Origin of the sequence: Bacillus sp. J14TS2, from assembly GCF_018333015.1 — a bacterium.
Lineage (GTDB): Bacteria > Bacillota > Bacilli > Bacillales > Bacillaceae_C > Lederbergia.
Genome location: NZ_BORE01000015.1, coordinates 45,155 through 66,046 on the forward strand (window position 1 = coordinate 45,155; position 20,892 = coordinate 66,046).

A 20,892-nucleotide genomic window follows, 5' to 3' on the forward strand; every position below is an offset into this window, starting at 1 on the left:
CCAAACCGGAATGCTTTTCATTAACAACATGTATTCCACGTATGAATCCAATCTCAGGAAGTCATCCAATTCCTCCATAAATGTTACAACTAATCTTTTATTTCCTCTAATTCTTTTTCAGTAGCATATTCACTATGTAAAATATACTGACTTTCTGTTATTATCTACCTAAGTAATACTCCACTTTTTTATTTATGGTTATTTCGTTCCGTGGATTTTATCCATTGAAAAGCCTCTGCCTAAAATTTCCGAAGCATTCAAGAAGATCACAAAGGACGATGGCTCTTGTTCTTGGAGAACTTTTTTCAAATAGATAGCTTCTGACTGTTCAACAACACATAATATCATCGTTCGCTCTAAATTCGTATACCCACCTAATGACTTCACCTTTGTAAGGCCTCGATCAATCTCATCGCGAATAATTTGTTGGACCTCTTCTTCCTTTTCCGTAATAATCATCACAAGTTTGGTCGGAGATGTTTGCAATTGTACAAAATCGATTACCTTACTGGTCACATAAATTGAAATTAAAGCAAATAAGGCAAGTTCCAAATTTAAAACAAAGGCAGCGGCAGCCACAACCACTCCGTCCACAATCAGTTGAGAAAAGCCACTTGATAGGCCTGTATACTTTTTTAACACTTGAGAAACCGCAGCAGTTCCACCTGTTGATCCACCACCACGATAGACAATACCTAATCCAACACCAATTAGAATCCCGCCATAAATGGCACCAAGCATAGGTTCATGGAGATTGATATTGATTCCTTGAGTGAGCCAAATCACAAACGGAACAAAGAGAGTCCCGATTAAAGTTTTCACACCAAAATCTCTTCCTAATAACCACAGGCCTAAAAAGAATAACGGCATATTTATAGCTGCTTGGACCAATGCTGGATTCCATTGGAAGGTTTCGTATAATAAGGTACTGATACCCGAAACACCGCCGGCAGCAATCCGCGCGGGAAGTAGAAAAATATTATAAGCCAGCCCCACTAAAGTTGCTCCAAAAATAACCATCAAATATTCCCAAACTCGTGAAAATGTTGATGTTGAATTACTCATTTTTCATGCACCTATCCTTCTTTGTATAAACTCCGATGTCGGTTTTAATTCATGGGAAATAAAGCGAGCCTGATTTCATGCTCCACTGACGGTTAGCAAGATTTACCGAAATCTTAGCACCCGTAGTATCCTGCCCTTAATACGGGATAAACCTTTATAACCATAAACATTTTATAAAGGATTCGCAAGCGTCTGTTTTAAAGCATTAAAGCTATGAGATTTCCATAGTTAAAAAGAGTATCCCCCATCTATGTAAAAGGATTCGCATAGAAAAAAGCCACCAATCATCAGATTGGATAGCTTCTTTTGAGGGCTATGCAAAAAAATTACTCATCATCTTGTCCATATGTTCCTTTTTTATCTCGTTCGTTTTTTTCTCGTTTTTCAACCAAGTCATCGGAGATATCATCAATTGGCATCACCAATTGATCACGTTGTGCTTGTTTTTCTGGGTCCTGGTAGAATGCCTTATCTCGCTCATTCCGTTCTTCCAACGCCTTTTCCCGATTAATTTTATCTTGAGTTGGTCGATGTTTCATCTTCTTTCCCTCCCTTGGTTTAGTTTACCTTTTCCTTATGGGAGGTTCGTTGAAACATTTTAAACTAATCTGTAAAATTTTATTGTGTTTTGATAGAGCTGTTGATAAACATGCTCGAGCTCTTCATTTTTTATGTCCGCAATCACCTTAATAGACTCATGAATCATGCGTGGATGAGTTAGCTTGCCCTTGAACGGACCTTCGAAAGGCCAAGGTCCATCTGTTTCGACCATCATCTTCTCTAATGGATATTTGTTCACTAGCGCTTGAATTTCAGGCTCATACACGACATCAGGCGTGACGGAAATAAAGTAACCCTGCCTCCTCATCCGTTCAATAGTTGCATCGGCCCCCTTGAACCAGTGAAAATGCGCGTTGTCTATATGATGTTTTTCTAAAAGATCGCAGACAAGGTCTGCATCTTCATAAACAGCATGAAGAACAACAGGTTTCTCCCATTTCTTCGCAAACGCTAGAAATTGCTCTACTAATTCAAGATATCCCTCAATTTTTAACTCAGGTGTTTCCTTACGTGTGTAATAAGGAAGACCAATTTCTCCAACCGCGACCATGTCTGCTACATGCTCTTCCATCCATTGAATTAATGCCTGCAGTTCTTGAGTGGCTGGCAATGGCTGTTCAGGATGGAAACCAAAAGCAGGCCTCACCTGAGGATCTCTTTTAGCTAAAGCAAGATTCTGCTTACAGGATTGTAAATGATATGAAACAGCAATCAGCGCTGGATAACTTTCAACCGGCAAATCTTGGATGATCTTCTCGACTTCATTCTCTTCATAATGATCCAAATGAATATGAGCATCAATCACTGGTCTCTCCATTTTATCCTCCTCTGCACCTCACATCTTTTGTTCATTGATAAATGTGCGTATACTTCTTCTATGTTACACAAAAACAGCGAGATTCCTCTTGAAACGATGCATATATTCCTTCTACGTGCATATAAACAGCGGTTTCCCTCGAGAAACGGTGCATAGAACCTTCTACGTGCATATAAACAGCAATTCACCTCAAAAAACGGTGCGTAGAACCTTCTACGTGCATATAAGCAGCAATTTTCCTCAAAAAATGGTGCGTAGAACCTTCTACGTGCATATAAACGGCGTTTCTTCTCAAAAAATGGTGCGTAGAACCCTCTACGTGCATATAAACGGCAAATTCCCTCAAAAAATGGTGCGTAGAACCCTCTACGTGCACATAAACAGCAAGTTTTCCCAAAAAACGGTGCGTAGAAGGCAATTTTGCCCTCTGAATGATTGCTTTTTGCCTTTGTGCAGTACCTTCAGTTCTATTAAGCCTTTAGTTTCTTAGAATACTCGTCAGTTCACGCTTCTTTTCTAAAAATTCCCCTCTTAATAATAGTTCATGCTGACGCGGTCTTGGGAAAGGAACTGAAAATTCATGGATCACATGTGCTGGGTTCGTGGACAGTACAAGAATGCGATCTGACAAAAACAGCGCCTCATCAATGTTATGTGTAACAAAAAGAATGGTCCTTCGATAAGAAGACCAGATCGATAATAACCACTCATGCATTTCTTCACGAGTAAAGTCATCTAAAGCGGAAAAGGGTTCATCTAGACAGATCAATGATTGCGGACTTAATAGAGAGCGTATGAAAGCTACTCTTTGCTTCATCCCTCCTGACAAAGCACCGGGAAGCGACTCTTCATAATCAGCCAAACCAGCCTTCTTAATCATCTCTCTTGCTCTTTTCTCGTCTTTCTTTCCTTGTAACTCTTGGCCAAGTAAAACATTTTGTAAAACGGTTCTCCATGGAAGTAATGCGGAATGTTGGGGCACATAACTAATCGCCCCCCGCTTCCCAGTCATATCATGCCCATCTAAAATGATCGAGCCTTCTTCTGGTAACAAAAGTCCGCCAATCAGCTGAAACAAAGTACTTTTGCCACTACCAGAGGGGCCAAGGATTGTGACAAACTCTCCCTCTTCTACTTGAAACTGAATGTTCTCCAATACTTTCCGTCCTTGAAAGCTTTTGGATATGCCCTTAACCATGAGCGTGCCCATTATTTCATCTCCTCCCGTGTCCAACGAACCAGCCATTTTTCAGCAAGCTGGATCACCAGAAAGAATAGCATACTCAAAATCATGATCAGGAATATGGCCACAAACACTCGATCTGTTCTGAACGAGGAAGAAGCCAATGTCATATAAACACCAATTCCCTTTTTGGCACCAAGCCATTCAGAAATCACCGCGCCCATCACACTATATGTAGCCGATATTTTTAGGCCCGAGAATAATGCTGGGAGAGAATAAGGCCATTCTAACTTCGTAAAAATTTGTAAGCGCGTCGCCCCTGCCATTAGCATATATTGTTTGATTTCCTTAGAGGTGTTACGAAAACCACCCATAGCAGCGATGGTAACAGGGAAAAAGCAGACAAGCGTGATAACTATTAACTTGGGAAGCCAGCCAAATCCAAACCAAATGACCAACAATGGAGCTAACACAATAATAGGGATGTTTTGTGAAAGGATTAATAGCGGGTAAACCGCCTCTTGGGTTCCTGGCAGCAAATGAAGAGCCACCGCGACAAGAATGCCAATCGAACATCCAAGTAAAAATCCTGTCACTGCTAAACCAACAGTCGATTGCAAATGGAGAAGAAAACCTTCATAACCTGTTAAGGCCTCCTGTAAAATGGCACTGGGGGCAGGTAATAACCAACTAGGAGTTTTAAAAAGTCGAACCGTGCCCTCCCAGATAATCAATAGGAAGAGGAGAAGCACCATCGGTCTCCACCCCTTCCGCCAAATTACTCCCATTATCTATACTTCTCCGTAAGTGTCTCCATCGTAATCCCTGTTGGTTTATAGACGATTTTTACTTGTGAGATGATACTAATGCTCCCTAACTCCACCATTCTTTGATTCATTTTTTCAATGGTCTGCATGATCTGTGATAGATCACCTTCCATCGTAGTTTCTAATGGATGCACTTCGTATGAGACCCCCGATTCTGCAATCACCTTGATTGCTTCATCCACGAGTGGATAGGTGTCTCCCCCATTCTCTAATTTCGGGATAATTTGAATACTTACTAATGCGTTTGCCATCTTTCTTCCTCCTCCTATTCAGGTAAAAATTCATTTGTAAATGCTTTTTCTACATCAATTTCTTTTTCTAAAACTTCATTCTCTAGCATCCAATCCATATAGTTTTGCCATACTTCTTGTTTTTGCTCTCCCCAGCGCGCGGCATCATCTTGATAACGGTCGGCCAACCATTCTTGACTTTTTCGCACAAGTTCTTCATCCAAGTCTGGTTCCGCCTCGATTAGAACCTCTGCCGCTGCTTCTGGATCATCGATTGCCAATTGATAGCCCTTGGATACTGCCTTCATAAAGGCTTTTACTGTATCAGGATCTTCCTCAATCATTTTTTCACTTGTTGAAATGACCGGCGTATAATAATCAAGCTTGTCCGAATAATCGGTGAGATAAATCATATTTATATCATCCCCGCGCAGCTCAGCTTCTACACCAGTCCAGGCATAATAGATCCACGCAAAATCTATATCTCTTTGTACCGCTGTAAAAAAGTCGGTATCGCCCATATTAATCACATCAACTTTAGCAAAATCCCCTTCATCTGCTTCCATCAAGGAAGTCAAAACAGCTTGTTCGACTGGGGCGCCCCATCCGCCGTATGTTTTTCCCTCAAAATCACGCGGCTTTTCAATTTTCTTCTCGACTGGTGAAGCGAGGCCTGACGTATTATGTTGAATGACTGCCCCTATTGATACAATTGGAATATCTTGAGCTCTTGCTTCTGTTAAGCTTTCTTGCGCGCCGATTCCAAATTCAGATTTACCAGATGCAACTAACTGATCAGCTCCCGCCTCACCTGGAAGCATAATCTCGACATCCAATCCCTCATCCTCAAAATAGCCTTGATCACGCGCAATATATAAACCTGTATGATTGGTATTCGGTGTCCAATCAAGAACAATCGATACTTTCTTCAAGCCTGCCTCACTTTTCTCTTCTGTTGTCCCACTACATCCTGCAAGCAGAAGAAGACCTACTAAACTAATACCGAACCACTTTTTCATCTCTTTCTCCCTCCATGTTTTTCCGGAAAATGAACCCATAAACATAAGAAAAGCGCAAACGCCTTGATCAGTCCCGACAAGCAAATGTTCATGAACCTAAAAGGGGGCTTTTCCCTTCAGAGGTCCAGAGTTATTTAATGGAACATCGGCGTGCCGTCCTGGCGGCAGACTCAAACGCGCCGTCCTATCGCTTCGTCTGCACTAGTACATCCTGTACGTCGCAACACCGATGGACTCGCATCCTGCGAGGCCACTCGGGGCTAAGCGCTGAAGCATAAACAAGTATGCCCTTTTCCACAAGCTAAGATTTTATAAGCAATGAAAAAGATGCCCAAGTTCGTTTGAACCTGGGCATCTTGAAAGAACATTCATCAATTGAATGAATTCATGTTCCCTTCGCTGGTCTTAACCAGGGCAGGTTCTAAGGGTCAGCATCTCAAGGATGCACTCTCAACCGGCATAACCGGTCCCCCCACATTCCATATATTATTATTTTCATATTTTATTATAGCAGATTGCTGAACGAAAGCCAGATCGACGACTTATTAATAAGCGAAGGCGGCCGAAAAAGCAAAAATAATAATAAGGATGATGATATAAAATATAAACACAACTGCAACGGTTCCCGCCATTACAATTAAATAAGCTTTAGCAAATAAATTGCGGGGCTCATCTCTATCTACTGCCCATATAATTAACATGACAATATTCACGATTGGAAGTGCAAGCAAGATCAATGTAATAACCCAATCTTTTAATGTCATATTTTTTTGCATAAGCTTCTCACCTCTTTCGTTGCTTCACAATGTTAGTTATTAATGTTTATGAGACCATTGTTCATTTTACTATTAAATCCAAAGATTACCAGAGAATTTTTAAAAATATCACTTGTGGGTTATTATTATTTCTTTGAATTCTCAAATATAAATTTCTTAATTTTGCAAATATAAAAAGGGTACTCAGGAAATTCTTTATATATTTTCTGTTTCTCTAAAAGATACCCCTTGTTTCTAAGATATCCCTCAATCATTTCACTCGGCGAATATCTTAAATGCGCCATAAACATAAGATAACCTCCGCTTTTTAGTAAATCAAAACAAGCATCAAGGCTTTTTTGGAAATCCCCTATTTCATTTATAGCCGAACCAATCATTGTGACAATATCATATCTTTCCTTAGGTAAATTTGGATCAAAAATGCTTTTGCATATAACCTGAGATGGATTGGGGTGCCTTTCTCTTTCCTGCCTATATTGAAATATTTCACATATTTCTTCGTCTAGATCAATGCTCGTCAACTGGCCTTTACCTTTTAGCCAATATCCGAGAAAATCGTCCCAATCACCGGTACCAATTCCGACATTACAAACTCGCATTCTTTCTGTAACTTTGAATAACTTTCTAATAAAATCCCTTGTGATCACTTCTGTATGGAGACATTGAGGAGAGCTGTTCCATTCACCAGCTTCGGGACTTTTAAGTTCAAGATAATAGTGAAATAATTTTTCATCCATTTTCATTAAAAAGACCTCCAATCATTAGCCATAATGCACTGTAATTATCACAATCATTTATATTTTCTTATCGGTTGGTCATCCCAAATTTGCACTTCAATATACCGCTCTGGTCCTTTATTCCCTTCAGGATTCCATTCTTGCGGCAATCCATATTGATGGATGACTTCATAAATTTCTTCAAGCGTATAAACTTGCCCACGATAGGCTTTTCCATCCTGGTACCTCATAGTCGGAAATAAATCGCCGTAGGTAAAGCTAATCACTGACGAATCAAACTCTGCTATTGGAATTAATAGCTCCTGGCCTGTTGGATACCAGTCTAACAACCACGGACACTCCCCCAAGGTCATATAATGTGGATGAGTTCGAAGCGGCTTCCCACCCTTAGAAATAAATAAGTCTCTTGCTTTTAATTCTAGCCTATGGCGAATTTTAAGATAATCAAAAGAACGTTTGCTAGCAAATCCCCGTTTACTCTCTCTAATATCATTCAAAACTTGTTCAGCCTCTGCCAATTCGAGATCTGATAAAGTGAACCTTCAATCAGTGGGGGTTTTCTTTCACCCCCCACTGATTGTTAGTTGAACCAATCGGGCTTTTACGGGCAGTTATCCCCCACCTATGCTACTCCGTATTCTCTAATGCCTTGAGGTGGGGGGATTACTGCCCGTTAATGCGGGATAAATTGCGGAAAGGGCCAGTTGATTCGTCATAATAATGATATAAGAAATCGACCATTAGATATCTATCCACCCTACGTTTCATTTCTGTCCCATATAATTTAGAAGCTTTTTACATTTCTAAAGGAGCATCCTCTAACTGCCCATATGGACCTCTTGACTTAGCAAACCCTTCTCGGTATCCTGCCAATTCCCATTCTTTTCTTCGCACCAACAAAGGTTTACATATTCGTTCCTTTATAATGAATACGAGAACCCATTCAGTAAGGTTTCATCTAATTTTATAAGTGAGAACATTTTTGATGGTGCTTCTAACGCTTTTATTCCTGTATTATTTTCACAGTATAGTATCCAAAAATCTCCTAAAGCACAAAAAAAGCGTATCCCTATTCACGAGATTCGCTATACCAACATTACTATGCTATATTTTGATCAACAATTTTGAACTAACTCTAATTTTTCTAAATCAATAATGAATTTTCCATTCATTAAGATATCAAGCCCTATGAGCCCGTTTATACCCCAATCATCTAAACTCCCAAAATCCAGTTTCATTGCGGCTATTTCATGTGTGCCGAGCTTAATATAATCAACTGGTTTTCGGAAAGAATATTCCTCGCCGCCAATTCCGTACGCACTAACCAATGGATCGCCATTTTCAAAGAAGATTCCTATGTCCCTACACTGTCGGATGAAATAAGAGTATGTGCTGCCCCCGTATCGATAACAAGCTTATCTATTATTTTCATTTTTCCTTTATACGAAATCTCCATTTCAGCTTCAAGTAAACGATTAACTTTCTTTAACTTCATAATCTCATACCTCTTAAGCCTATTGGGGTTCTCATTTCAATCACAATTCTTTCAGAACCAGTATGATAAACAATGGTGTTGTCTTTAGATTTAAGTAACTCTTTTGTAGCCAATTTAGAATCTTCAATCACATTCAACAATGCAACATCCGTGACAATTTTCTTATTCTCTTCTAAGTAATAATCAAGGATAGTAAGTTTCACATATTGATCTGGGTATAATTTACGAACTTCTTCCCATTTCATTGTTTATCACTCCTTGTTTTACATCTATTAATAGCATAGCATATTCTTATGATAGCTCAAATCATTCAAGTTTACCTTACACCCAATTCCATAAATGGCTTACTAATTTATTAGTGACAGGAAGGTATTTTTATCAAAAAACTTCGAGGCTTAGTTTTTTGCCATCTCAGCAAATCATAACTCAAGCAAGGTATTCGGAGTAACGAAGTATATTATTTCCTTTCTTAGCTGAACATAAGAAACAGAGAACGCTAAAATAGGAGGATCTGTCATTATGAAAGCCGTGACTTATCAAGGACCAAAGCATATACAGGTGAACGAAGTAGAGGACGCAAAATTAGAGAAAAAAGATGATGTGATTGTCAAGATTACTTCTACTGCTATATGTGGGTCTGATTTACATTTATATCAAGGAAATTTTCCGTTACCTCCTGGATACATTATTGGCCATGAACCGATGGGGATTGTTGAAGAAACAGGACCTGAAGTCACGAAGGTAAAAAAGGGGGATCGTGTAGTTATTCCTTTTACCGTTGCGTGCGGTCAATGCATTTATTGCGAGCATGAGATGGAAAGCCAATGTGATAACGCAAATCCCCATTACGATTCAGGAGGATACTTTGGTTATTCTGAAAAGTTCGGAAACCACCCAGGTGGTCAGGCAGAATATTTAAAAGTCCCTTTTGGAAACTTTACTCCCTTTGTGGTTTCCGAATCATGTGAATTAGAAGATGAATCATTGCTTTTTTTATCCGACGTTCTCCCAACTGCGTACTGGAGTGTAGTCAATGCAGGAGTAAAACCAGGGGACACTGTGATCGTACTTGGTTGTGGGCCGATTGGGTTAATGACGCAAAAATTTGCATGGCTGAAAGGTGCCGAGCGAGTGATAGCTGTTGATTATCTAGATTATCGGATGATGCATGCAAAGAGGATGAACAATGTTGAAGTTTTTGAATTTACAGATCATCCAGATATGGGTGAGCATTTGAAAGAAATCACTCATGGCGGAGCAGATGTAGTCATTGATTGTGTAGGGATGGACGGAAAAAAATCACCCTTGGAATTTCTTGAACAAAAATTAAAGTTGCAAGGTGGAACCCTTGGCCCAATTCAAATTGCTACAAAAGCTGTTCGGAAATATGGAACAGTCCAACTAACAGGTGTTTATGGGGGCAACTATAATCTGTTTCCATTAGGTGCATTTTGGGTGAGAAATATTAATCTAAAAATGGGACAGGCGCCAGCCAGACATTTTATGCCCCAATTATTTGAAAAAATAATGAATAATGAATTTGACCCAAAAGAAATTATTACACATAAACTGGCCCTTGAAGATGCAAGTCATGGTTATCAACTTTTTAATAATCGTGAAGATGACTGTATAAAAGTCGTATTAAAACCGTAAGCCTTATTTCTTACTCATTATTCTGGTCCTATGAAAATGGGCTGCATCACAGCCCTTTTCATCAATTACTTTATAAGTTCGTTTATTTTTCCGCGAACACCTTCCATGATTTCAATATTTACCTGTCCAAACTTTTTTCTAACAATACTAGTGGAAAGTGTGTATATCTTGTCTGCTCTAATTTCTGATGTAACTTTAAGTTCACCCTCTGTTAAATCTTTTGATCCAATTATTACTGAATAATCAAGGCTCTTTAATTTTGACGTTATGGCTAAAACAACGATATCTTCAGTCGCTTGATTGTAATAGTCACTTGAAATAACCAACACAGGACGTTACTTTTGTTTTTTCAAATCACTGAATGGAACGGGTATTAAAACAATATCACCTTGTTTATACATTGTTCCAAACCTCATCATCAATGTCATTGTCCCAGAAATCCAGACTGCTTTCACTAGCCTTAGTTAAATCCTCAGATAAAAGCTGATCTCTTTTGGCCTTTAAATACTCCGCGAAATCCAAAATTTTATCCACTTCTTGATCAGGTATTTCATCAATAATTTTAAGTAAACGTTCCTTGGCTGTATTCATGTGAATGATCCCTTCTTCCATGAATATTTTATTTTATTATATCACTTAAGGTTACGATGAACTATAATCCGAAATCAAACTATTACAGAGTCGCTCCCGTTAATTTAGTATAGTCTTAATATGATGAACCTTTTCTGTCCCGATTTGCTCAGGCTATCCATTACGAACATTGGATATTGTATGAGATGCTAGTATTTAAAGCTTTAAAATAAAGCCTGACCAAAAACACCAGGAAAATTCGTATTCCTTTTTTTAATTTATAGCAATCTAACTGTTATTCCATTAATCTAAAAGCCCTTAACAAGGGCTTTTAGGTGTTATAGGATGCCAAATTTCTTACAAATTACTTGAATCTATAGCTTTTAAGATATCTTTTACCAGAAATTCTGAGATTGTATCACGATTGGATTCGTTTAAATTTATTATCTTTACTTCCTTTAGATATTTGATTTTGTCAATTTCAGCATGACTATCTAAAGGGACTGTTCCAAGAACAATATGATTACTGGAAACAATGTCTAATATCATTTTTTGAAAAGAGGTAGATAGCATTTGCATAAATCCAATTTCATCGATTACAATTATTTTCTTTGAAGACAAGGCGTCTTGCAGTACTTTAATAGCAAAACTTTCGAATGCCTCTATATCCATTCCGTATCTTCCTATTCGAGTCTTGCTTGGACTTTCCACATTCGCTATTTCTACACTTTCTCCATTAATGGAGACACATTGGAAACCTATTCGATCATATGAATTGGTAATCTCTTCTGTATAGAATCCACCGCAAATATCTGTCCCAATTTCATTAATTAGTTTTTTTATCATCGTTGTCTTGCCCATCCTCGGCTTTCCGGTAAGTAAAAAAATATTTCTAGTATTCTTATTTCCTTCGTCTAACCTTGACAACAGCTTATAATTAGGAGGATTCAAATCCCACGTCTCGTATGGAACAGAGTTTACTACATTTAGTGCATCAAGTGTGCGCGATTTTACATTAGGTCGTTTAATATATTCGTCAATATTAGCATGATCCAAATCTAGATATTTAGCCTCTAGAATTTCCTCAGGTTGAATTCTTATTTCACCGCTAACATATTCCGCATTAAAAACCACAGACAGAACATGAATACGTTCATTGTAGTAAACGCCAGTTATTCCTAAAGGGCGAATAACAATTCCCGTTTCTTCCAAAAATTCTCGGCAAATCGCTATATCTAAAGGTTCGCCAGCATCAACAAATCCTCCAGGCATTTCCCAAGTGTCAGATCTCCAGTGTGTACGGACCATTAAATATTGTCCATTCTCGTTCTTTACAAGTGCTGAAACAGCAACTAAATGTTTTGACTGTTCTTCCATCTAATAACACCACTAATCTATTTGTCATTCAAAGGCTCGATTATATCAACCTTATTTTCAAATCAACACTACTTCTTAAAAGTGAGAATCTCATTTAATGCCGCCTCCAGTTCTGGATATTGAAAATTGTAAGAGGCATTTAAAGCTTTCTCCGGGATCGCTCTTTGTCCACTAAGTAACATTTCACTCATTTCACCTAATATTGCTTTCATTGCAACGCTGGGTATGGGAAACCAATGGGGGCGATGAAGGACATGAGCAATCATTTTACCGAAATCATCCATTCTTTTCGGTTCAGGTGCTGTCACATTCAGAGGACCGTGGATATGGGACTGTTCAATCGCTAGTACAATCATTCCCGCCACATCTGCTACGTGAATCCATGATACCCATTGTGTTCCTGACCCTATCCTTCCTCCGACTCCCAGCTTGTATGGTAAAGCCATAAGTGGAAAAGCACCACCTGTTTTTCCAAGGACGATGCCAAAGCGGGTATATACAGTGCGCACATCCCATTTTTCTGCTGTAGAAGCGAACTCCTCCCAGGTTTGGACAACGGTTGCCAGAAAGTCACTCGCTTTCGAGTTTACTTCCTCTGTAAAGGTTGCGGTTTCGGACATGCCATAATAGCCAATGGCAGAGGCGTTCACAAGTACGCTTGGCTTTAGCTCTAGGTTTTCAATGATCCGTAAAACTTCCTTGGTCGCCGTGATGCGGCTTTGCAAAATTCGTTGCTTCTTTGCTTTCGTCCATCTGATTCCGTTAATCGATTCCCCGGCCAAGTTCACAAAGGCATCGACCTTTTCCAATTGTGTTTCCGGTTGACTGTTAGAGATTAGCCATTCGACATATTGGATTTGTTTGGTTGACTGAAATTTCGAAGGATCCCTCGTTAAAATTGTCAAGCGATGTCCTTTGTCTAGCAATTGTTTTTGCAATACCTGTCCAATAAAACCGCTCCCCCCTGCGATGACAATATGCATGCCCTTTCTCCTTTCCTGAGTGAATATATTTCTGTTCCATATTCATGTTATTTCAATCATTTTTGATGGTTAAAGCTGCTTTATACACCTTCTGAAAAGGAAGCTTGTGCTCAAGGGCTGCCCGCTTCACATCTTCATATTCTGGCATGGCACGAATAATATCTCCGTCTTTTATCGCTTGTTTGATGCGGATCGTACCATATTCTGTATCCACTGAGGCAATCTTTCTTTCTAAAATAGTGCGTGTAGATGTATGTGTCCGCACACCAAGAGTGGTCGTTTCCTCTAGCAGAATATTGGTTAAGGCGAGTTCAAGTGCTTCGGGTGCCAGCGTCGTAAGCAATACTCCTGGGCGGTTTTTTTTCATAAAGATAGGAGTATGATAGACATCTAGAGCCCCAGCTTCTAACAGCCTTTCCATTGTAAATCCAAGCGCTTCTCCCGTCATATCATCCATTTGGCATTCTAGAATAGAGATCACCTCATGTCGATTCACGCTAGAGGCTTTTTTTTTACCTCTTCCCCAATCATCACCCTTAGAACATTAGGGCGGCTTGGGATGTCTCGTGTCCCCGCCCCGTAGCCAATCGCTCCTACCTTCATGGCAGGCAATGGTCCAAAGGTATTAGCTTGGCTCACTACGATTGCTGCCCCAGTGGGTGTGGTTAATTCATAGGATAATTCCGTTGGTGCAATCGGAATGTTTTTCATCATCTCCATCGTTGCCGGAGCTGGAACAGGATAAATGCCATGGGCACAACGAATACTTCCAGAACCAAGTGGAACAGGTGCAGAGATCACCTCTGCAATCTCTAATTCTTCCAAAGCGATCGCAGTGGCAACAATATCGACAATCGAATCGACAGCGCCTACTTCGTGAAAATGCACGTTTTCAACCGGCATATGATGGATTTTCGCTTCTGACTTGGCAATCGGGGCAAAAATCTGCTTACTGCGTTCCTTAACACCCGGTGCCAATTCAGATTCCTCAATTAGCTGGAGAATATCTGCATAGCTGCGATGCTGATGATCGTGATCGTGCCCATGGTCATGACTATGAGTCTCATGGTGATGGTGGTGGTGATGCCCATGATCATGAACGTGCTGATGGCTATGCTCATGGGAATGACCAGCATGTTCATGCACGTGTTCATCCTCTTCTAAAAGTACATCAAATTTTGTTGAGCTAATGCCTTCTTTCATCACTTTTCTTTTACTTAATTGATAGCCTTGGACATTTAATTTCTCTAATTCTTGTTGAATATTTTCAAAGGAGGCACCTGCATCAATAAGAGCGCCTACCATCATATCTCCACTAATTCCTGAAAAACAATCGATATAAAGAGTTTTCATCTATTTTCTCTCCTTCACTGTCTATGATAAAAATATGTACGACATATTTGTTCCACAAGCTTTTCTAATAAACCTTCCGCATTTTCCATTGCTTCTTCAAGCTTCATAGGACCATTGACCATGCTATAAAGACCAATTACACCGTATGGATAAAGGTTTTCAATTTTCTCCCCCACTGAACCTGCGACAATGATCGTAGGAATGTGCTGTTCTTGCGCCATTTCTGCTACTCCCATTGGGGTCTTTCCAAAGGCTGTTTGAAAATCCACTTGACCTTCCCCAGTAATCACAAGATCAGCATCAACAAGTTTTTCCGCTAGATTGGTAAAATCTAGGACAATATCAATCCCTCTTTTCATTTCTGCTGGAAAAAATGCCTGGAAAGCACCGCCAATCCCACCAGCTGCCCCAGCACCTGGGCGATCATGAACACGAATACTTATCGTTTGCTCAATTAGGTCCGCCCAATGTGAAAGGCTGCGATCAAGGATTTCCACCATTTCTGGTGTGGCCCCCTTTTGTGGTCCAAATACATGACTAGCCCCATTCTCACCAATAAATGGATTATCAACATCAGAGGCAATGATAAACTGACTTTCTTTGATTCTTTTATCTAACTCAGCGGTTTTAACTCTAGTAATTTTACAAAGTTCTCTTCCACCGAAACCAATCTCATTTCCATTTTCATCTAATAACTGTAATCCAAGTGCTTGCAGCATTCCTGCACCGCCGTCATTGGTTGCAGACCCTCCAAGAGCTAAGACAAAACGGCGATAGCCCATATCCAATGCCTTTTTAATTAACTCCCCTGTCCCGTATGTAGTCGCTTTCAAAGGGTTACGCTTAGAAGTTTCTATCGTATGTAAACCAGAGGCACTAGCCATTTCAATCACACATGTTTGCTGGTCTCCAAGTACCCCGAACTTTGCCTCTACTGGCTCGCCCAGTGGCCCTGTAACCGTCACATTGACTTCTTGGCCATCGGTTGCCGCCACAAGATTCTCCATCGTGCCTTCTCCACCATCCGCAACTGGAACCAATACCGTCTCAGCATCAGGAAAGGCCTTCTTAACTCCTCTCTCGATAGCGATGGCTGCTTCCTTCGCACTTACACTTCCTTTAAAAGAATCTGGCGCTACGACAATTTTCATAAAACTCTCCCCCTGCCCCTAATCTTCTACTTTCTTCTATTATAATCTAGTATTTCATGCAAAAGAAGGCATATTTTAAGTTTGATACTGTGAGCTCTTTTTTGCGAGTGAGGTGTGACCCTTATCACAGCATGATTAAGCTCATTATTATAAGGTGCTTATATAACCTTTAACTCTATGACAAATTCTCATTTTAGAAAAGAAATAGGAAGCATTAAAAAAAGAGGTGGAAGATATGGAGCAGGCTTGTGCAAACTTTGTTGGACCTGTTGGTGTAATGTGGAAAACCGTTTCAGAGGATTGTAATCTTGCATGTGATTATTGCTATTATAGTACTGTTCAGGGAAAGCCAGAAAAACAAATTAGGAAAATTGATTCTCAATTACTTGAACATTTTATCCAGCAATATATGGATTTTAGTAAAGGCATGGCCTCGTTTGCCTGGCAGGGAGGTGAGCCTTTACTTGCAGGGCTTGATTTTTTTGAAGAAGTTATTCGCCTACAAACAAAATATGCACCGGCCCATGCCCGTATTGGCAACGGTTTACAAACAAACGGGACATTGATCAATGATCGCTGGGCCGCCTTCTTTAAGCAATATAATTTCTTGATCGGGGTCAGTATCGATGGTCCTAAAGAAATCCATGATAAGCGCCGGATCTATTCTCATGGAAAGGGCACCTTTGAAAAGGTTATGAAAGGAATCACCTATCTCCGTCAGCACGAGGTGGATTTCAATATATTAACCGTTATCCATAAAGACAATGTAAAACGCGTAGGGGATTTATTTAATTTTTACCAAGAAGAAGGGTTCGATTTTATCCAATTCATCCCCTGCATGAGCTTCCACTCCCAAAGGATCGATCAACCTGGCGCTTATGAGATTTCGCCTAAGGAGTATGGTGACTTTTTATGTGAAGCATATGATTATTGGTACAATAATGGTGATCCTAGGATTTCTGTGCGGATATTCGATAATCTTTTAAATGTTTATTGCCATCGAGAAGCTGAACTTTGTTCACTGCGGAAAACTTGTGGGCGCACACTCATCTTAGAACAAAATGGTGACGCCTTTCCATGTGACTTTTACCTTCATTCAGACTGGAAGCTTGGCAATGTCGGAACAGAACCGCTCATTGATATTTTACAACATCCTTTATGGCAAAAATTTTTAAAGATGAAACCTACACTACCTGAAAAATGCCAAGCTTGTGAGTGGCTGAATTTATGTCATGGCGGCTGTCCGCGAAATCGTAGATGGAGCGAGAATTTACAGGACTCAGATCCTGATTATTTCTGCGAAAGCTATCGCCAACTATACGCCTATGCTCATGAACGAATGGTGACACTGGCTAATAAAGTCCGAAAAAACTTATTTCAACAAGGAATGACGCATTATTATCACGGAAAACTACCAGGAAGAAATGACCTCTGTGCCTGTGGCAGCGGGAAAAAATATAAGCATTGTTGTCTATCAGATTAAGGGATTAAAAATTAAAGATACCTCTTTTTAGCTAGATTCCAATTTATTAACAGTATATGATATAGCTAGAGCCTTTTCGGATATCTCAAAGTTACTTACAATAAAAGGAGCATGCTCGCTATTCAGGTCAGCCATGCAAACATTAATAGCCGAATACTTTGTCTCTAGTGATTTACCAAAGGTATTTTCTAATACCTCCTCCGCTGCAACTATTGGTGGTCTTCTCGGCTCTTCCATCGGTGGTTTAATTATTGGCTTCCTATCTGCAACCGGAGCGATGTCAGTCGTAACAGCAAGTTTTACAATCGCATTACTTGCGCTATTTCTATTAGAAGGTACACAGAATGATAGTAGCCAACTAAATGAAAAGGCCTCCTTCCTTTCTCAAATCATTGATGGATTCGGCTATCTGAAAAAGAACCCTTTTCTATTAGGACTTTTTTTCATTATGTTTAACGGGCAACTAGTATTCCATAACACCTTAGGTTTTCTCTCTGTTTACACGGATGAATTTCTAAAGCAAACTGCAACTACATATGGACTCCTAGATGCTACTATTTCATGTGGAGGCGCAATAGCAGGGATATTAGGAACATGGTGGTGGAAAAAAAGTCGAAATCTAGTTGCTTTAAACGCACTTCTCGTTGTGGTCCTTGGGCTTGTACTTATGGGGATCTCCTCTCTCTTGATCACTTCATTCTTAGGAGTTTTCCTAATAGGATTGGGCACAACATGGATTAGAGTACTGTTACAATCTATACAACAGATGGCTACGGAGAAAAAATATCATGGGAGAATGGCTAGTTATCGAATGATTGGCAATCAGGGAGCAGTTGTCATTAGCTCTCCTGTCCTAGGCTATATCGCAGCTAATTTTGGCGCTAATTTTATTTTCATTTCACTTATTATTCCGATAGGTATATGCATCACCTTTGCTTTTTTTCAATCAAAGCAGAAAAAATTAAATCGTATTATAAGGAATATAGCTTAAAGATGAACTATATTATAAAAAACCGAGGATGACACAAATTATACTGAGGTGGATTCGTTGCAGTCAAAGGTGAAAGCGGTTATGAGCGGGATATATTTGCTATGTATTTCCTTATGCGTGATTTATGCCATTTTAAGAATAGGCATGCTAATTATTTCCTTTTTAGGATATAATTTGATTTCTCCATCTGATGGAAAGGAATTCATCGTTGGTACTTTGGTACCCGATTTCTTCTTTCTCTTTATCTTTTGCATCTTCTCGTTATTATATTTTAATAATTCGGGAGCCGTATTTGCTATCAATTTAATCCTACTAATCATCCTGCTTATTTCTGTGCTCCCTCGAATTTATATTGCTAATACATATTATATAATAGAAGGTGAAAATTCGGAGAACGATTATGCAATAAGCTATACCCTCCATTATGACGGGTATACTGTGTATACCTACAATAAAGTAGCACCCTTCATCTATAAGCCACAGGGAGAATATGATTATAAAGGCAGCCAATATGGTGACATTAAAAACTATATCTATGAAAAAGATTATGAGATCAAAGATGGAGGTATCCTTATCTTTGGGAATTATCAAATTCCATTAAAATAAAAATTGCTGGTGCCTGGCACGCCCCGAATTTTGTCGAATTCGGTCGTTGTGCCTAGCACCAGCAATTTTTATAAAGACTGCGGACTATCCGAAAGAGTGTTGGCAAGGATGAGATAGATTAATAAAGAAGCAGGGATGACAAAAAAGAATAGCAGCCTAACGACCAAAGATGGTATCCCAAAAACTCTGCTATTCCTCCACACACGCCATATAAGGCTTTATCTGTTGAAGATTTCCTTAGTTTTCTGTTATTCATTATTATCCCTCCATTTATTTTCCCGTTATATGACAAAGCAAAATAAGTTGATTGACAATTACCTTAAGATGGATTAGATTGTTAATGAGAATCGTTTTCAATTAAGAAAGACAGTTTCACAGTTGACAGGATCAATCGTCACGGTCTGTCATTAAAGAGCCAAGGAGGTTCACAACCCACAATGAAAAAGATTACATTGGAAAATACATACGAATGGGAAATCCATTCTGAATTTATGAATCTTCCTTATGATATAAAAGTTGCCATTCCTTCCACTCCACCTCCACAAGCAGGCTATCCGATTATCTATGTGCTAGACGGAAATGCTTATTTCTCATTTGCGCGAGATGTGATCCGTTTACAATCGAAAAGAGCTGCCAAAACCTTTATTGACTCAGCTATTGTCGTCGGAATCGGCCATCCCGGTGATGATGAAGCAGTCTCAAAACGGCGCTTCTATGAGTTTACAGCTCCAGCAGAAGCATATATTTATCCTGAACGTTTAAAGCGTTTTGGCAAAAAGGAGCATGGTGGAGCAGAAAGATTGATGAAATTTATTCAGTTTGAGTTAAAACCTGAAATTGAAAAACATTTTTCTGTTGATCAGCAGAAACAGGCTTTGTTCGGCCATTCCCTTAGCGGTTTGTTTACATTATGGGCCCTATTCACACAACCCAAAGCCTTTCAAACCTATCTTGTTATTAGTCCCTCTATCTGGTGGAATGATCATGAGCTTTACCATTATGCAAACGAGTTTTTGCAGAAAACAGATAAACAGAGTGATGTTAAACTTTTCATTGCTGTTGGAGAACATGAAGCATTTATGGTCAACGATGCCAAGCAACTATTTAGTCAATTAGAGAGAGATTTTAATTGCAGCCTCTACATCGCGCCTGAAGAAAATCATGCCTCTGTCGTTCCAACCACAATCAGCCGCGCCTTCCGGTTTGCATATACTCGCTAATGCAGGAACTGGTTGATGTTTTTCCTACAGAATCCAAAAGATCGGGTCTTTTGGAATTTTATATGATGATGACCGCCCGGTTCTTTAAAACTTCCAAACTATGATAGTTTATGATTCCCATTCAAGTAATTCAATTCGGTTTCCAAATGGATCATATAGGTAAATTCTATTCGCTCCAGGAAGATTATCATCAACAATATATTCGACCTCACAGCTCAATAAATATTCTTTTAGCGCTTCCAAATTTCCCACTTCGATCGCAGGATGCGCTTTTTTTGCTGGAACAAACGGGTCCTCTGTACCGATATGGAGTTGGATTTCACCAATAGAAAACCAAGCTCCTCCTCGTTTTCGAAGTGTCTCAGGCTTCTCAATTTCCTTAAAGCCTAGAATATCAGAATAGAATTGTCTGGCTAACTCTTCCGATCCCTTTGGTGCGGCCAACTGAACATGGTCAATTTTCTTAAAGGTAAATGACATAACGTTTCCTCCCCTATTCTTTTATTCTAAGTATACAGACTTTTTGTTATAAATTATAGACCCGTAGCGAGGAATACGCTTCCTTAAAGGAAATCATCGTGCTACACTGAATGTATACACTCTAAATATAAGGGGAGATCCACGATGCTCTTATTAACGGTCATTATCATCATCGGGCTATTGACAATTATAAATATTCTGAAATTACAATATAATCAAAACAAAACAATCATTGATCAAAATGAAGTTTTGATAGAAATCTTAGACAAATTAAGCGGGGAGGAAGAAGTTAGGGAAACGGATGAATAGTTGAGA

The 20,892-nt window shown here is 39.4% G+C and carries 28 protein-coding genes, 1 pseudogene and 1 riboswitch; of the genes and pseudogenes, 6 read left to right on the forward strand and 23 right to left on the reverse strand.

Features of this window, described 5'->3' with window-relative positions:
• Positions 1 to 198 precede the first annotated feature (198 nt).
• From KI375_RS20325 to KI375_RS20380, 13 genes are all read right to left on the reverse strand, one after another.
• The gene (locus KI375_RS20325) at positions 199 to 1,065 is read right to left on the reverse strand and encodes a YitT family protein (protein ID WP_212975254.1); all 867 of its coding nucleotides are present in this window, start codon (positions 1,063 to 1,065) and stop codon (positions 199 to 201) included.
• Between the two features lie 326 nt (positions 1,066 to 1,391).
• Complete coding sequence (locus KI375_RS20330) at positions 1,392 to 1,604, reverse strand: hypothetical protein (protein ID WP_207453043.1); 213 nt, start codon at positions 1,602 to 1,604, stop codon at positions 1,392 to 1,394.
• Positions 1,605 to 1,663: 59 nt separating this feature from the next.
• Positions 1,664 to 2,443, reverse strand: coding sequence for a TatD family hydrolase (locus KI375_RS20335; RefSeq protein ID WP_212975255.1), 780 nt, complete (start codon positions 2,441 to 2,443; stop codon positions 1,664 to 1,666).
• Positions 2,444 to 2,921: 478 nt separating this feature from the next.
• Complete coding sequence (locus KI375_RS20340; protein WP_212975256.1) at positions 2,922 to 3,653, reverse strand: ABC transporter ATP-binding protein; 732 nt, start codon at positions 3,651 to 3,653, stop codon at positions 2,922 to 2,924.
• Positions 3,653 to 4,414: an ABC transporter permease gene (locus KI375_RS20345; RefSeq protein ID WP_212975257.1), complete on the reverse strand. Its 762-nt coding sequence runs from the start codon at positions 4,412 to 4,414 to the stop codon at positions 3,653 to 3,655. The genes KI375_RS20340 and KI375_RS20345 overlap by 1 nt, the downstream gene beginning before the upstream one ends.
• Positions 4,414 to 4,704, reverse strand: a complete 291-nt coding sequence (locus KI375_RS20350; RefSeq protein ID WP_207453047.1) for a thiamine-binding protein — start codon at positions 4,702 to 4,704, stop codon at positions 4,414 to 4,416. The genes KI375_RS20345 and KI375_RS20350 overlap by 1 nt, the downstream gene beginning before the upstream one ends.
• A 14-nt stretch (positions 4,705 to 4,718) precedes the next feature.
• A complete protein-coding gene (locus tag KI375_RS20355) occupies positions 4,719 to 5,702 on the reverse strand; it encodes an ABC transporter substrate-binding protein (RefSeq protein ID WP_212975258.1) in 984 nt (327 codons plus the stop codon).
• Between the two features lie 374 nt (positions 5,703 to 6,076).
• A riboswitch (TPP riboswitch) is annotated at positions 6,077 to 6,186 on the reverse strand.
• Between the two features lie 61 nt (positions 6,187 to 6,247).
• A complete protein-coding gene (locus KI375_RS20360; RefSeq protein ID WP_212975259.1) occupies positions 6,248 to 6,478 on the reverse strand; it encodes a hypothetical protein in 231 nt (76 codons plus the stop codon).
• A 125-nt stretch (positions 6,479 to 6,603) separates the two neighbouring features.
• Positions 6,604 to 7,221 (reverse strand): class I SAM-dependent methyltransferase, encoded by a 618-nt coding sequence (locus KI375_RS20365; RefSeq protein ID WP_212975260.1) that lies wholly within the window; start codon positions 7,219 to 7,221, stop codon positions 6,604 to 6,606.
• A 47-nt stretch (positions 7,222 to 7,268) separates the two neighbouring features.
• The gene (locus tag KI375_RS20370) at positions 7,269 to 7,712 is read right to left on the reverse strand and encodes a hypothetical protein (RefSeq protein WP_244852876.1); all 444 of its coding nucleotides are present in this window, start codon (positions 7,710 to 7,712) and stop codon (positions 7,269 to 7,271) included.
• 618 nt (positions 7,713 to 8,330) lie between these two features.
• A complete protein-coding gene (locus tag KI375_RS27505) occupies positions 8,331 to 8,543 on the reverse strand; it encodes a hypothetical protein (protein WP_244852878.1) in 213 nt (70 codons plus the stop codon).
• 26 nt (positions 8,544 to 8,569) lie between these two features.
• A complete protein-coding gene (locus tag KI375_RS27510; RefSeq protein WP_244852880.1) occupies positions 8,570 to 8,710 on the reverse strand; it encodes a hypothetical protein in 141 nt (46 codons plus the stop codon).
• Positions 8,707 to 8,955, reverse strand: a complete 249-nt coding sequence (locus KI375_RS20380; RefSeq protein WP_212975261.1) for a hypothetical protein — start codon at positions 8,953 to 8,955, stop codon at positions 8,707 to 8,709. The genes KI375_RS27510 and KI375_RS20380 overlap by 4 nt, the downstream gene beginning before the upstream one ends.
• A gap of 274 nt (positions 8,956 to 9,229) precedes the next feature.
• Between KI375_RS20380 and KI375_RS20385 the strand changes: the two genes are divergently transcribed.
• Positions 9,230 to 10,363 carry a zinc-dependent alcohol dehydrogenase gene (locus tag KI375_RS20385; protein ID WP_212975262.1) on the forward strand — a complete coding sequence of 378 codons (1,134 nt, stop codon included), beginning with the start codon at positions 9,230 to 9,232 and terminating at the stop codon, positions 10,361 to 10,363.
• A gap of 65 nt (positions 10,364 to 10,428) precedes the next feature.
• Here the strand turns inward: KI375_RS20385 and KI375_RS20390 are convergent, their stop codons facing one another.
• From KI375_RS20390 to KI375_RS20420, 8 genes and pseudogenes are all read right to left on the reverse strand, one after another.
• Positions 10,429 to 10,692 (reverse strand): type II toxin-antitoxin system PemK/MazF family toxin, encoded by a 264-nt coding sequence (locus KI375_RS20390; protein WP_212975263.1) that lies wholly within the window; start codon positions 10,690 to 10,692, stop codon positions 10,429 to 10,431.
• A gap of 64 nt (positions 10,693 to 10,756) precedes the next feature.
• Entirely contained in the window at positions 10,757 to 10,954 is a 198-nt protein-coding gene (locus KI375_RS20395; RefSeq protein WP_212975264.1) for a DUF2281 domain-containing protein, read from the reverse strand.
• 336 nt (positions 10,955 to 11,290) lie between these two features.
• Positions 11,291 to 11,860, reverse strand: coding sequence for a nucleoside-triphosphatase (locus KI375_RS27515; RefSeq protein WP_280528669.1), 570 nt, complete (start codon positions 11,858 to 11,860; stop codon positions 11,291 to 11,293).
• A pseudogene (locus tag KI375_RS27520) lies at positions 11,849 to 12,310 on the reverse strand (NUDIX hydrolase); the annotation flags it as partial. The pseudogene KI375_RS27520 and the gene KI375_RS27515, both read right to left, overlap by 12 nt.
• A 68-nt stretch (positions 12,311 to 12,378) precedes the next feature.
• The gene (locus KI375_RS20405) at positions 12,379 to 13,293 is read right to left on the reverse strand and encodes a TIGR01777 family oxidoreductase (RefSeq protein ID WP_212975266.1); all 915 of its coding nucleotides are present in this window, start codon (positions 13,291 to 13,293) and stop codon (positions 12,379 to 12,381) included.
• 52 nt (positions 13,294 to 13,345) lie between these two features.
• A complete protein-coding gene (gene larC2 / locus KI375_RS20410; RefSeq protein WP_212975267.1) occupies positions 13,346 to 13,789 on the reverse strand; it encodes a nickel pincer cofactor biosynthesis protein LarC2 in 444 nt (147 codons plus the stop codon).
• Complete coding sequence (gene larC, locus KI375_RS20415) at positions 13,786 to 14,646, reverse strand: nickel pincer cofactor biosynthesis protein LarC (protein WP_212975268.1); 861 nt, start codon at positions 14,644 to 14,646, stop codon at positions 13,786 to 13,788. The genes larC2 and larC overlap by 4 nt, the downstream gene beginning before the upstream one ends.
• A 14-nt stretch (positions 14,647 to 14,660) precedes the next feature.
• Entirely contained in the window at positions 14,661 to 15,797 is a 1,137-nt protein-coding gene (locus KI375_RS20420) for a glycerate kinase (protein WP_212975269.1), read from the reverse strand.
• Positions 15,798 to 16,032: 235 nt separating this feature from the next.
• On the opposite strand from KI375_RS20420, the gene KI375_RS20425 reads away from it, so the two are divergent.
• The 3 genes from KI375_RS20425 to KI375_RS20435 all read left to right on the forward strand — a co-directional run bounded on the left by KI375_RS20425 (position 16,033) and on the right by KI375_RS20435 (position 18,877).
• Positions 16,033 to 17,280 (forward strand): anaerobic sulfatase maturase, encoded by a 1,248-nt coding sequence (locus tag KI375_RS20425; RefSeq protein WP_212975270.1) that lies wholly within the window; start codon positions 16,033 to 16,035, stop codon positions 17,278 to 17,280.
• Positions 17,281 to 17,380: 100 nt separating this feature from the next.
• Entirely contained in the window at positions 17,381 to 18,271 is an 891-nt protein-coding gene (locus KI375_RS20430; RefSeq protein WP_280528670.1) for an MFS transporter, read from the forward strand.
• Positions 18,272 to 18,352: 81 nt separating this feature from the next.
• Complete coding sequence (locus KI375_RS20435) at positions 18,353 to 18,877, forward strand: hypothetical protein (protein ID WP_212975271.1); 525 nt, start codon at positions 18,353 to 18,355, stop codon at positions 18,875 to 18,877.
• A gap of 118 nt (positions 18,878 to 18,995) precedes the next feature.
• Here the strand turns inward: KI375_RS20435 and KI375_RS20440 are convergent, their stop codons facing one another.
• Positions 18,996 to 19,133 carry a PspC domain-containing protein gene (locus KI375_RS20440; protein ID WP_374706885.1) on the reverse strand — a complete coding sequence of 46 codons (138 nt, stop codon included), beginning with the start codon at positions 19,131 to 19,133 and terminating at the stop codon, positions 18,996 to 18,998.
• Between the two features lie 181 nt (positions 19,134 to 19,314).
• Between KI375_RS20440 and KI375_RS20445 the strand changes: the two genes are divergently transcribed.
• Complete coding sequence (locus KI375_RS20445; protein WP_244852884.1) at positions 19,315 to 20,097, forward strand: alpha/beta hydrolase; 783 nt, start codon at positions 19,315 to 19,317, stop codon at positions 20,095 to 20,097.
• 108 nt (positions 20,098 to 20,205) lie between these two features.
• Here the strand turns inward: KI375_RS20445 and KI375_RS20450 are convergent, their stop codons facing one another.
• The gene (locus KI375_RS20450; protein ID WP_212975272.1) at positions 20,206 to 20,577 is read right to left on the reverse strand and encodes a VOC family protein; all 372 of its coding nucleotides are present in this window, start codon (positions 20,575 to 20,577) and stop codon (positions 20,206 to 20,208) included.
• 144 nt (positions 20,578 to 20,721) lie between these two features.
• Here KI375_RS20450 and KI375_RS20455 point away from each other — a divergent pair, with 144 nt between their 5' ends.
• Positions 20,722 to 20,886: a hypothetical protein gene (locus KI375_RS20455; RefSeq protein WP_212975273.1), complete on the forward strand. Its 165-nt coding sequence runs from the start codon at positions 20,722 to 20,724 to the stop codon at positions 20,884 to 20,886.
• The last annotated feature ends 6 nt before the right edge of the window (positions 20,887 to 20,892 follow it).

What these genes read in the sequence shown, in the direction of transcription:
- larC (WP_212975268.1), bottom strand. Translation starts at nt 14,646, where the DNA reads ATGAAAACTCTTTATATCGATTGTTTTTCAGGAATTAGTGGAGATATG.
- KI375_RS20445 (WP_244852884.1), top strand. Translation starts at nt 19,315, where the DNA reads ATGAAAAAGATTACATTGGAAAATACATACGAATGGGAAATCCATTCT.
- KI375_RS20330 (WP_207453043.1), bottom strand. Translation starts at nt 1,604, where the DNA reads ATGAAACATCGACCAACTCAAGATAAAATTAATCGGGAAAAGGCGTTG.
- KI375_RS20350 (WP_207453047.1), bottom strand. Translation starts at nt 4,704, where the DNA reads ATGGCAAACGCATTAGTAAGTATTCAAATTATCCCGAAATTAGAGAAT.
- KI375_RS20360 (WP_212975259.1), bottom strand. Translation starts at nt 6,478, where the DNA reads ATGCAAAAAAATATGACATTAAAAGATTGGGTTATTACATTGATCTTG.
- KI375_RS20345 (WP_212975257.1), bottom strand. Translation starts at nt 4,414, where the DNA reads ATGGGAGTAATTTGGCGGAAGGGGTGGAGACCGATGGTGCTTCTCCTC.
- KI375_RS20335 (WP_212975255.1), bottom strand. Translation starts at nt 2,443, where the DNA reads ATGGAGAGACCAGTGATTGATGCTCATATTCATTTGGATCATTATGAA.
- KI375_RS20355 (WP_212975258.1), bottom strand. Translation starts at nt 5,702, where the DNA reads ATGAAAAAGTGGTTCGGTATTAGTTTAGTAGGTCTTCTTCTGCTTGCA.
- KI375_RS20395 (WP_212975264.1), bottom strand. Translation starts at nt 10,954, where the DNA reads ATGAATACAGCCAAGGAACGTTTACTTAAAATTATTGATGAAATACCT.
- KI375_RS20380 (WP_212975261.1), bottom strand. Translation starts at nt 8,955, where the DNA reads ATGAAATGGGAAGAAGTTCGTAAATTATACCCAGATCAATATGTGAAA.
- KI375_RS20440 (WP_374706885.1), bottom strand. Translation starts at nt 19,133, where the DNA reads ATGAATAACAGAAAACTAAGGAAATCTTCAACAGATAAAGCCTTATAT.
- KI375_RS20450 (WP_212975272.1), bottom strand. Translation starts at nt 20,577, where the DNA reads ATGTCATTTACCTTTAAGAAAATTGACCATGTTCAGTTGGCCGCACCA.
- KI375_RS20405 (WP_212975266.1), bottom strand. Translation starts at nt 13,293, where the DNA reads ATGCATATTGTCATCGCAGGGGGGAGCGGTTTTATTGGACAGGTATTG.
- KI375_RS20435 (WP_212975271.1), top strand. Translation starts at nt 18,353, where the DNA reads ATGAGCGGGATATATTTGCTATGTATTTCCTTATGCGTGATTTATGCC.
- KI375_RS20425 (WP_212975270.1), top strand. Translation starts at nt 16,033, where the DNA reads ATGGAGCAGGCTTGTGCAAACTTTGTTGGACCTGTTGGTGTAATGTGG.
- KI375_RS20420 (WP_212975269.1), bottom strand. Translation starts at nt 15,797, where the DNA reads ATGAAAATTGTCGTAGCGCCAGATTCTTTTAAAGGAAGTGTAAGTGCG.
- KI375_RS20325 (WP_212975254.1), bottom strand. Translation starts at nt 1,065, where the DNA reads ATGAGTAATTCAACATCAACATTTTCACGAGTTTGGGAATATTTGATG.
- KI375_RS20385 (WP_212975262.1), top strand. Translation starts at nt 9,230, where the DNA reads ATGAAAGCCGTGACTTATCAAGGACCAAAGCATATACAGGTGAACGAA.
- KI375_RS27510 (WP_244852880.1), bottom strand. Translation starts at nt 8,710, where the DNA reads ATGAAGTTAAAGAAAGTTAATCGTTTACTTGAAGCTGAAATGGAGATT.
- KI375_RS20455 (WP_212975273.1), top strand. Translation starts at nt 20,722, where the DNA reads ATGCTCTTATTAACGGTCATTATCATCATCGGGCTATTGACAATTATA.
- KI375_RS20340 (WP_212975256.1), bottom strand. Translation starts at nt 3,653, where the DNA reads ATGGGCACGCTCATGGTTAAGGGCATATCCAAAAGCTTTCAAGGACGG.
- KI375_RS20365 (WP_212975260.1), bottom strand. Translation starts at nt 7,221, where the DNA reads ATGAAAATGGATGAAAAATTATTTCACTATTATCTTGAACTTAAAAGT.